Source organism: Pseudomonas sp. TWR1-1-4 (assembly GCF_049897165.1).
In the GTDB taxonomy this organism is placed as follows: domain Bacteria; phylum Pseudomonadota; class Gammaproteobacteria; order Pseudomonadales; family Pseudomonadaceae; genus Aquipseudomonas; species Aquipseudomonas canadensis.
In genome coordinates, this window is the sequence record NZ_JAFCVS010000006.1 from 409,985 (window position 1) to 419,766 (window position 9,782).

At 60.2% G+C, this 9,782-nt stretch carries 10 protein-coding genes; 5 read left to right on the top strand and 5 right to left on the bottom strand.

What is annotated here, in order from left to right:
- The first annotated feature begins 343 nt into the window (after positions 1-343).
- From ACP7C6_RS21090 to ACP7C6_RS21110, 5 genes are all read left to right on the top strand, one after another.
- Positions 344-1,117 carry an ABC transporter ATP-binding protein gene (locus ACP7C6_RS21090; protein WP_028615354.1) on the top strand — a complete coding sequence of 258 codons (774 nt, stop codon included), beginning with the start codon at positions 344-346 and terminating at the stop codon, positions 1,115-1,117.
- A 13-nt stretch (positions 1,118-1,130) separates the two neighbouring features.
- A complete protein-coding gene (locus ACP7C6_RS21095; RefSeq protein WP_028615353.1) occupies positions 1,131-1,883 on the top strand; it encodes an ABC transporter substrate-binding protein in 753 nt (250 codons plus the stop codon).
- A gap of 74 nt (positions 1,884-1,957) precedes the next feature.
- Complete coding sequence (locus ACP7C6_RS21100) at positions 1,958-2,653, top strand: ABC transporter permease (protein WP_016979103.1); 696 nt, start codon at positions 1,958-1,960, stop codon at positions 2,651-2,653.
- A 38-nt stretch (positions 2,654-2,691) separates the two neighbouring features.
- Positions 2,692-3,381, top strand: coding sequence for an ABC transporter permease (locus ACP7C6_RS21105; protein WP_028615352.1), 690 nt, complete (start codon positions 2,692-2,694; stop codon positions 3,379-3,381).
- On the top strand, positions 3,362-4,549 hold the full coding sequence (locus ACP7C6_RS21110) for a methyltransferase (protein ID WP_426109193.1): 1,188 nt from the start codon (positions 3,362-3,364) through the stop codon (positions 4,547-4,549). The genes ACP7C6_RS21105 and ACP7C6_RS21110 overlap by 20 nt, the downstream gene beginning before the upstream one ends.
- A gap of 241 nt (positions 4,550-4,790) precedes the next feature.
- On the opposite strand, the gene bcsQ is transcribed toward ACP7C6_RS21110, so the two are convergent.
- From bcsQ to ACP7C6_RS21135, 5 genes are all read right to left on the bottom strand, one after another.
- Positions 4,791-5,693 (bottom strand): cellulose biosynthesis protein BcsQ, encoded by a 903-nt coding sequence (gene bcsQ, locus ACP7C6_RS21115; protein WP_122685727.1) that lies wholly within the window; start codon positions 5,691-5,693, stop codon positions 4,791-4,793.
- Between the two features lie 176 nt (positions 5,694-5,869).
- On the bottom strand, positions 5,870-6,994 hold the full coding sequence (locus ACP7C6_RS21120; RefSeq protein ID WP_308908237.1) for an alginate O-acetyltransferase AlgX-related protein: 1,125 nt from the start codon (positions 6,992-6,994) through the stop codon (positions 5,870-5,872).
- A gap of 12 nt (positions 6,995-7,006) precedes the next feature.
- Entirely contained in the window at positions 7,007-8,422 is a 1,416-nt protein-coding gene (locus ACP7C6_RS21125; protein WP_426109194.1) for an MBOAT family O-acyltransferase, read from the bottom strand.
- 17 nt (positions 8,423-8,439) lie between these two features.
- On the bottom strand, positions 8,440-9,105 hold the full coding sequence (locus ACP7C6_RS21130; protein WP_426109195.1) for a cell division protein FtsQ: 666 nt from the start codon (positions 9,103-9,105) through the stop codon (positions 8,440-8,442).
- Positions 9,105-9,770: an SGNH/GDSL hydrolase family protein gene (locus tag ACP7C6_RS21135; protein ID WP_028615346.1), complete on the bottom strand. Its 666-nt coding sequence runs from the start codon at positions 9,768-9,770 to the stop codon at positions 9,105-9,107. Before ACP7C6_RS21135 ends, ACP7C6_RS21130 begins: the two co-directional genes overlap by 1 nt.
- Positions 9,771-9,782 lie beyond the last annotated feature (12 nt).

Sequence of the window (9,782 nt, forward strand, 5' to 3'; positions counted from 1 at the left end):
ACATATACGACGAACAAACGCACCATAAACACACACAAAAAGTACGTGACGCCCCACAAAAGGGCTGATATGCACCGTTTGCCCGGTTAACCCTTCCAACACCCGGCCAAAGCTGGCACCATCGCGCCCTTTTTTACGCGAAGCCTGCGGTTTTTCGGGTTCAAACGGATGTTCGGTTGTTGATGGCGCGACACGCTGCTGTGCCGATGCGACACCTTGCCGCACACCACCTGTTTACCGCCGGCCATGCTGTTGGCTGCCATCAAGACGCTATGCTAGCTTGGCGCCTCGCCAGGAAGGCGGCCCAACAGCAGGATTGCAACGAACACAATGAGGACCCCACATGGCCGAGGCCACGCCCGCGCTTGAAATCCGCAACTTGCATAAACGCTATGGTGAGCTGGAGGTACTCAAAGGTATCTCGCTGACCGCTCGCGACGGCGACGTGATCTCGATCCTGGGTTCCTCCGGTTCCGGCAAGTCCACCTTCCTGCGCTGCATCAACCTGCTGGAAAACCCGCATCAGGGCCAGATCCTGGTCGCCGGCGAAGAGCTCAAGCTCAAGGCCGCGAAAAACGGCGAGCTGATGGCCGCCGACGGTAAGCAGATCAATCGCCTGCGCAGCGAAATCGGGTTTGTGTTTCAAAACTTTAACCTGTGGCCGCACATGAGCATCCTCGACAACATCATCGAGGCCCCTCGCCGTGTGCTTGGCCAAAGCAAACGCGACGCCATCGAAACGGCCGAAGCCCTGCTGGCCAAGGTCGGCATTGCTGACAAACGTCACGCCTACCCTGCGCAACTGTCCGGCGGCCAGCAGCAACGGGCGGCCATTGCTCGCACCCTGGCGATGCAGCCTAAAGTCATCCTGTTTGACGAACCCACTTCGGCGCTTGACCCGGAAATGGTTCAGGAAGTACTTAATGTGATCCGCGCGCTGGCCGAAGAAGGCCGCACCATGCTGCTGGTCACCCATGAAATGGGCTTCGCCCGTCAGGTGTCCAGTGAGGTGGTGTTCCTGCACCAGGGCCTGGTCGAAGAGCAAGGATCGCCACAGCAGGTGTTTGAAAACCCGCTTTCGGCGCGCTGCAAACAATTCATGTCCAGCAACCGCTAACGGAGCAACATGCATGCAGAACTATAAAAAATTCCTTCTGGCCGCGGCCGTCTCGATGGCGTTCAGCGCCACGGCCATGGCAGAAACCTTGAAAATGGGGATCGAAGCGGCTTACCCGCCGTTCAACAATAAAGACGCCAGCGGCAACGTCGTCGGCTTCGACAAAGACATCGGCGACGCCCTGTGCGCCAAGATGAAAGTCGAGAAGTGCGAAGTGTATGTGTCCGACTGGGACGGCATCATCCCGGCTCTGAACGCCAAGAAGTTCGACTTCCTGGTGTCCTCGCTGTCGATCACCGATGAGCGCAAGCAGGCCGTCGACTTCACCGACCCGTACTATTCCAACAAGCTGCAGTTCATCGCGCCTAAGGCCACCGCCGACTTCAAGACCGACGCTGCCTACCTCAAGGGCAAGACCATCGGTGCGCAGCGCGCGACCCTGGCTGGCACTTATCTGGAAGACGAACTGCCAGACACCACCGCCAAGCTGTACGACACCCAGGAAAACGCCTACCTCGACCTGACCTCCGGTCGCCTGGACGGTATCCTCGCCGACAAGTACGTGCAGTACGAATGGCTCAAGAGCAAAGACGGTTCGGCCTATGAATTCAAAGGCGACCCGGTGGTAGAAAGCGACAAGATCGGTATCGCCGTACGCAAGGGCGACCCACTGCGCGAGCGCCTGAACAAAGCCCTGGCAGAGATCAAGGCAGACGGCACCTACAAGAAGATCAACGACAAGTACTTCCCTTTCAGCATCGAATGATCTGAACGGTATGCCCGGCGCGCTCACTTGAGCGCGTCGGCTTTTTGCACTGCCTGCCGCGATATGAAAACACCATGAATTTCGATCTCTACGGATTCGGCCCGGCGCTTGCCGCTGGCGCGCTGATGACCGTCAAACTGGCGCTCACGGCCCTGTGCCTGGGGCTGGTGCTCGGCCTGGCCGGGGCCCTGGCCAAGACTTCGCCGTACAAGCCGCTGCAATGGGTGGGCGGTGCTTACTCGACTATCGTTCGTGGCATTCCCGAATTGCTGTGGGTGCTGCTGATTTATTTCGGCACGGTCAACCTGATGCGTGCCCTCGGTGAGTTCTTCGGCAACCCCGACCTTTCCCTCAGCGCCTTTGCCGCCGGGGTTATCGCCCTGGGCCTGTGCTTTGGCGCGTACGCTACGGAAGTGTTCCGTGGCGCGATCCTCGCCATTCCCAAGGGCCACCGCGAAGCCGGCGTGGCATTGGGCCTGTCGAAATTCAGGATCTTCACCCGGTTGATCATGCCGCAGATGTGGCGCATCGCCCTGCCGGGCCTGGGCAACCTGTTCATGATCCTGATGAAAGACACCGCGCTGGTATCGGTGATAGGCCTGGAAGAAATCATGCGCCATGCGCAGATCGGCGTGACCGTCACCAAGCAACCCTTCACCTTCTTTATGGTTGCCGCCTTCATGTACCTGGGCCTGACCGTGCTGGCCATGACCGGCATGCACTTCCTGGAAAAACGCGCCGCCCGCGGCTTTGCAAGGAGCACCCAATGAGCGGCGACTACAGCTGGCTGGCGCATTTCGACCTGGGCCTGAACTGGGCCGTGATCATCAAGTGGCTGCCAAGATTGGCCCAGGGCGCGACCCTGACCCTGGAACTGGTAGCCATTGCCGTCATCGCCGGTCTGCTGCTGGCAATCCCACTGGGTATCGCCCGCTCATCGCGCCGCTGGTATGTCAGCGCCCTGCCCTATGCCTACATTTTCTTCTTCCGTGGCACGCCCTTGCTGGTGCAGTTGTTCCTCGTCTACTACGGCCTGGCGCAGTTCGACTCCGTGCGTGAGAGCTTCCTGTGGCCGTACCTGCGCGATCCGTTCTGGTGCGCCACCGCTACCATGACCCTGCACACTGCGGCCTATATTGCCGAGATCCTGCGCGGCGCGATCCAGGCCATTCCGCCGGGTGAGATTGAAGCGGCACGTGCGTTGGGCATGTCCAAGCCGAAGACACTCTTCTACATCATCCTGCCACGCGCCTCGCGCATCGGCCTGCCGGCGTACAGCAACGAAGTGATCCTGATGCTCAAGGCCAGCGCCCTGGCCAGTACCGTCACCTTGCTGGAATTGACCGGCATGGCGCGGACCATCATCGCCCGCACCTATTTGCCGGTAGAAATATTCTTCGCCGCCGGGCTGTTCTACCTGCTGATGGCCTACATTCTGGTGCGCGGCTTCAAACTGCTGGAACGCTGGCTACGCGTCGATGCCTGCCAAGGACGTTGAGGCACGCTTCCAGGCGCTGGATGCGTTCCTGATAGAGCATCAAGGGCTGTGGAAACCACGGCCCTTTACTCACCTGCACTTACCTTGGGAAACCGAGCACCCGGAACTCACCCAGTGGCTGCGCCAACGCTCGTTGGACGATGCGGAAGCCAGTCACAACCACCCCTTTGACCTGCCGGCGCCGGCACCTTTTCCACAACTTGCCGTGCAAGCCAGACAGCTCAGTGCTGTGGATAAGTTACCGACGCAGCCCCTGCCCCCGGCTCACCATCGCCTGAACGTCGATGTGCCGGGCCGCAAGTGGGAACAGATCGAAGCCTTCGGCGCGGCGCTGCAGTTTGCACAAACGCCCAAGCATTGGCTGGATTGGTGTGCGGGCAAGGGTCACCTCGGACGCCGCCTGTTACAAGCCGGTCAAGCGCTGACCTGCCTGGAATACGACCCGGCGCTGATCGCCGCAGGCCAAGCCTTGAGCGACCATCACCGCCTGCCGGTCACCCATCGCCTGAAAGACGTGATGGCCGACGTGGCAATCAGCTCAGCACACACGCCCGTCGCCCTGCATGCCTGTGGCGACTTGCATGTGCGGCTGATGCAACTGGCGAGCACGGCCGGCTGCAAACAGCTTGCATTGGCGCCCTGCTGCTACAACCGCATCAACGCCAATTCCTACCAACCACTGTCCAACGCCGGCCGCGCATCACGGCTGCAGTTATCGATCGATGACCTCGGCCTGCCGCTGAGCGAAACCGTCACCGCAGGCAAACGGGTGCGTCTGCAACGGGACACGTCCATGGCGCGGCGCCTGGGTTTCGATCAACTGCAACGTGAACTTCGTGGCGTCGACGAGTACCTGCCTACACCCTCCCTGCCCGCCAGCTGGTTGGACAAACCCTTTGCCGACTATTGCCAGGAACTGGCCAGCTTCAAAGGGTTATCCACAGGCGAACAGGACTGGACGGGCCTGGAGGCGTACGGCTGGCGCCGTCTGGCCGAGGTCAGAAATCTGGAATTGGTACGCGGTCTATTCCGGCGCCCGCTGGAAGTGTGGCTGGTGCTGGATCGGGCATTATTTCTCGAAGAAAACGGCTACAAGGTCCAGATAGGCACTTTCTGCGAACCCGTACTGACACCGCGCAACTTGATGGTGCTTGCCGAGCGCGAATAAAGGGCAAATTTGTTGCAGCACAGCCTGTGGATAACTCTGTTGATGAAATCTTTACGGAGCCTGTAGCCATCTGCGCTGCAGGTCACAAACCGAGCTGGTCATTTTTTGTTCACAAAATAAAACGCACGCAAAACAGGCAGTTGCGGCGTGATGAGAACAGCTCCACAAAATGGCTGTTTAGTGACAGCCGCATCCAACCGATTGTGCATAAGCATCTGGCGTTCAGCGTATAACCAACGCTTCAGGCGCTTGTTTTTGGCGCCTTCAACAACCGGCAAAGATCGTTGATATCGTCAGCTGCCAGCCCCTTCTCCACGCTATCCAATGGGTCGACACCAAACGCCAGTGCTTCGTTGATCGCTATGTCGCGGTGCACTTGCAGCGCCGCTTTCCCCAGCCTTTGCGTGAAGGCCTCGACCATGTCCAGGCTGAAGGCATTCCTTTCATCCACTTGGTTGATAACCACTTGCACGCGAGGCGGGTGTTGCCCCTCAAGATGCGGGGCAAGCAGTACATCCAGATGGTCAAGGGTGCCCAGGCATGCAGCATCTGCCTGCACGATGACCAGCACCACATCGGCAACGCTCACCGCTTGATGGAAGTAGACGTTGTTACCGGCGGGGGTATCGATGATCACCGTATGCCGCGCACTCAAGTCCAGGGACGCGAGGTGTTGAGCCAGCCAGCACGGCTCGTGCTTGAGCCAGCGCTCCAGGTTTTCCTGCTGTGGGGTATCGATTTCGCCAAAGGGGATCACCTGGCAGCCAGCGAAGCTGAGCTGTTGAAGCGGGCTCCATGGCCCATGTTCCAGGCTGGTGCGCCCGATGCCCGGCAACGCCGGACTCACGCCGAAGTGGAGATGCAAGGCGTTCTGCGGGTCCAGGTCCAAAGCCACGACGGACTCACCCTGACGTTGCAGACCACTGCTCAAGGCGGTGGCCAGGGTGCTACGGCCGACGCCGCCATTGATCGACACCAGCGCCACCACTTTTGGCTTGAGGGGCACGGTGTCTGCGTCCTGGTTGACGGCAACATCATCCGCGCGGGGAATACTGCCGAAGAAATGCAAACGCGACTCCATGCCGCGCTCATCCTGGCAGATGTCCTTGCCGAGCAAGGCTAAAAGACCATCAGTAATGCCCATAACAAACCCCTCATCACGGCGAAGCTCAAAGACGTGAAAAGGTCAGCTGATACGACTGCTTACCGCAGGTCTTTTTGTGGTCGCCCTAGTGCAAGCAGTCTGCTTCAGGAGCGTAAAAGTGTCATTATTTTGATGAGATAGTTGCCTATTTTTTAGACAAGCGGCAAATAGTCAAATTACTGACCAATACTGATCACATCGTAGGGCGTTTGCAGATCCCGCTCCGGAATCTCCCAAATCAACAACTTAGGCGGCGTTTGCTTGAACGCCGGGCTTTCAAAATAGGCCTTGGCCGCGCCGGAGAATTCGCCACCGTCTTTGCTGAAATTGCCGACCGGCGCATTCAGGGCTTTCTGCAGGAAGCCAACAAAGTTGGAATTACGCGAAAACGAGGTGCCGATCAGTGCCACATTGGGCAGGCCCGCGTCGCCAAACAGGTCATCGGCATTGCTGGTCGCGCCACCGGTTTCATGGGCGGTGCTGGCGGCAACTGATTCGCCGGCTGGCTGCAACTTGGGCGGCAACCAATCGAGACCTGCCAGGCGTACCAAATCACCGGGGCGCACGGCGAGCGGTGCCTGGGTAATGCCGAAGGTTTGTTCCGGCGTGGCCTTGATGCCGCGTTGCTGGATACGTTGCGCCAGAGCCTGGGCACCGGCGTTGGAGCCGATTTCGCTCCAGTGAGTATCCGTGCGCAGGTAAGCCTCGGCGCCCAGCGGCTTGAGCGTATCGGTCAGGTCCAGCGCTGAAACGCCGGAAGCCTGCAACAACTGGGTCCAGTCCTGGATCCGGCTATCGAGCACCGCCGGGCGGTACAGGCCGCAGCGTTGGGCGGCGGCAATGCGGCTCTTGTCCGGCACCACTACCACTTGCAGATCGATACCTTTTTGACTCAGTTGTTTTTGCAGGTCGATCACCGCCTGGGCCTTGGTCTGAGCATTGGCTTCGGCGTGACGGTTGATGCGCAACTCATCGCTGATAAACAGCCAGCCAGGACACCCCGGACGCACGCGCGGCCCGGTATCGCCAAACGCCAGCCAGCTGCCACCACGCTCCAGGTTCGCGGCCTGGATCGCCAACGGTGCCTTGGCCAGCTCCTTGGCAAAACGGTGGGTCAGGTCGCCGTGCAGCAGCATGTCGCTGTTGACCTTGGCCGGCATATAACTGATCGGCCCCTTCACCATCAGCCAGGCGCAGGAGATCAGTCCCGCCGCCAAAAAGGGCACCAGCACCCAGGCCGCCAGGGGGCTGGTGCGAACGGCCAGGTCGCTCGGTGGAGTCGGCGCGGTAGGAGCAGGCATGGTCGGGCGTCCTTAGAACTGAAAGTACAGAAACGGTACGGCGTCGCGGCTGGCAATCAGCGCAAACGACAACACAAACCCGGCCACCGGCCACAGCGAAGCCGCCACCACAAACCAGGGCTGGGTGCCGAAACGCTGTTCGCAACGCACCTGCCAGATCGGCGCAATGATGCACACCAGGCCCAACAATGCCGCCATGCCATGGGCCGGGCGCATGGCCACGGCCATCGCGTCACCCAGGCCCATGCCGTGCATCCCGAACTGGCCCGCGTACATGGTCAGGGCCGAGTGGAAGTCCGGCGCACGGAACAAGGTCCAGGCCAGGCACACAAACAGCAATGTGAGGAGGTGCGACAACACCGGCGGAATGCTCGGCAGGCTCGAACGCGACCACGCACGGTCAACGCACAACGCCACGCCATGGGCCGAACCCCACAACAGGTAGTTCCAGCTATCGCCACCGTGCCACAACCCGGCAATCGCCATGGTGAGAAACAGGTTGCGATAAGTGCGCCATACGCCGTCGCGGTTACCGCCCAAGGCGATGTACAGGTAGTCGCGCAACCAGCTGGACAACGACAGGTGCCAACGCCGCCAGAAGTCCTGGATGCTGCTGGCCAGGTACGGCCGGTTGAAGTTTTCCGGGAAGTGGAAGCCCAGCATCAGGCCCAGGCCGATGGCCATGGCGCTGTAACCGGCGAAGTCGAAGAACAGTTGCAGCGAGTACGCCAGGCAACCGATCCAGGCGTCTACCAGGCTTGGGTTCTCCAGGTGAAAGGCAATGTCCACCAGCGGCGACAAGGTGTCAGCCACCAACACTTTCATGCCCATGCCGATCATGAAGCGTCGCGCGCCGAGGGAGAAATTCGCCCAGTTGAAATAGCGCTGGTTCAGCTCACGACGAACCCAGTCATAACGGATGATCGGACCGGCAATCGAGTGCCCGAACATCGAGATATAGGTGGCGTAGTTGATGAAGCTGCGCTCCACCGGCACCGTATGCCGGTGCACATCCACCAGGTAGGAAATCGCCTGCAACACGATGAACGACAGACCGGCCGGTAAAGCCACACGCTGCCAATCAAGCGGCATATAGCCGTACCAGGTGATCACCTCACTCACCGTGCCGGCGACGATGTTGGCGTATTTGTACCAACACAGCACCGCCGTGTTGAACACGATCAACGCGATCAACAGGCGCACCCGGCCCTTGCCATCCTCACGGGAGCGGTCCACCAGCAAGCCGCCGACCCACGCCACCACGGTCAACACCATGTGCAGGAACAGGAACAACGGGCTCAACCAGCCGTAGAACAACCAGCTGCCGATCAACAGGATGACATTGCGCCAGCTCGGACGAGCCAGGGCATAGATCAACAGGAAGGCCGGCAGGAACAGCGTGAGGAATTCGAGTGAGGCAAAGACCATGGTGGTGTCGGACCCGATCAGTTAGCGAGTGCGTCAGAGGCGAACAGCAACTTCGAGCCTTCGTCTGAAGGAACGGCCAAAACGCTGTAGCGCTCGCCCGCCTTGAGGGTAAACGTCAGCGGCTGGCCAACCGGCGCGCCGGCGCATTTGAGCTGCACCGAGAGTTCCACCGGGTTGATCATGCGACGCTGCACCGCACCTTCCGCGACCTTTTTGAACAGCTCGGCCTTTTGCGCCACGGCTTCCAGGCTGGCGTCGGCGCAGGTGGCGTCGGCGTTGATAAAGGCCAGGGAGGCTTTGAGTGCGTTGAAGTCGTCCGGCACTTCGCGCACCACCAATTGGCGCGTGGCGCCCTTGGCATCGACCAGTGCAACCACCGTGGCGAATTCGCCAGGCGCCACTTTCACGGAGAAATCGGTGTTTTTACCGGCGCTGCTCAACACGCCTTTGATCGGCTTGTCACCGCCGACCACTGGCAAGAAGGCCGAAACGGCTTTGTCGCCATTCAACACCAGGCTGGCCTTGGAACCTTCGGCCACCAGCTTCAACTCGCCAGGCGTGCCGTTGGCAAAACGCAGGAACGCTGCGTCTTGCTCCGGGCCCGTCGGGTACAAAGGGATGTCGGCGCTGTAGGCGCTGACGCTGGCGAGCAAAGTCGCCAGGCCCAGGGTCATCCGTTTCATTATTTGCTTCCTTTACCGTAGGCCGATGGCGGCAGGTCACCCAAGGCAGTACCGATCGCCTTGGCCCACTTCTGATAACCGTCGATGGTGAAGTGCTGGCCGTCGGTGGTGATCCACTCGCCCGGTTTGGAGAACGTCAGCGAATCGATGTAGGTGCACGGCGCCACGTTGCTGGCCAGGAACGACGACATCAGCTTGGTGCGGGTGTCATCCTTCTTGTACTGGGAACCGACTTTGCCCCATGGCGGGCCGACCCACACGCATTTGGTGCCGGTGTCGGTGATGGCTTTGGTCAGCGAGGTCACGCTTTTCCAGGCCCAGGCTTTCGGGAACACCGGGTTGGTGTAAGAGCCCATGGTGTCGCCGATGATCAGCACGACCACGTCGGGCTTGTCCTTGGCGATCAGTTCCTGGATCGGCGTGGTGCTCATGGCGTTCTTGCCATAGATCACGGCCTTGCCGGTGGGCGTGCGTTCGCCACCGCACTCGACTTTTTTCGGGACAACCCAATCCGCCGCACCGGCACCGCACGCACCGATGGAGTGAACCACCGCGCCTTGCTTGGTGAGGTTGTCTTGCAACGGGTTGAGCAACGAATCGGGAAAGCTCATATGACTTTCGCCCAATACCAGCATGGTTAGGCCGGCAATCGCAGAAACAGGCATGAATGACTCCGA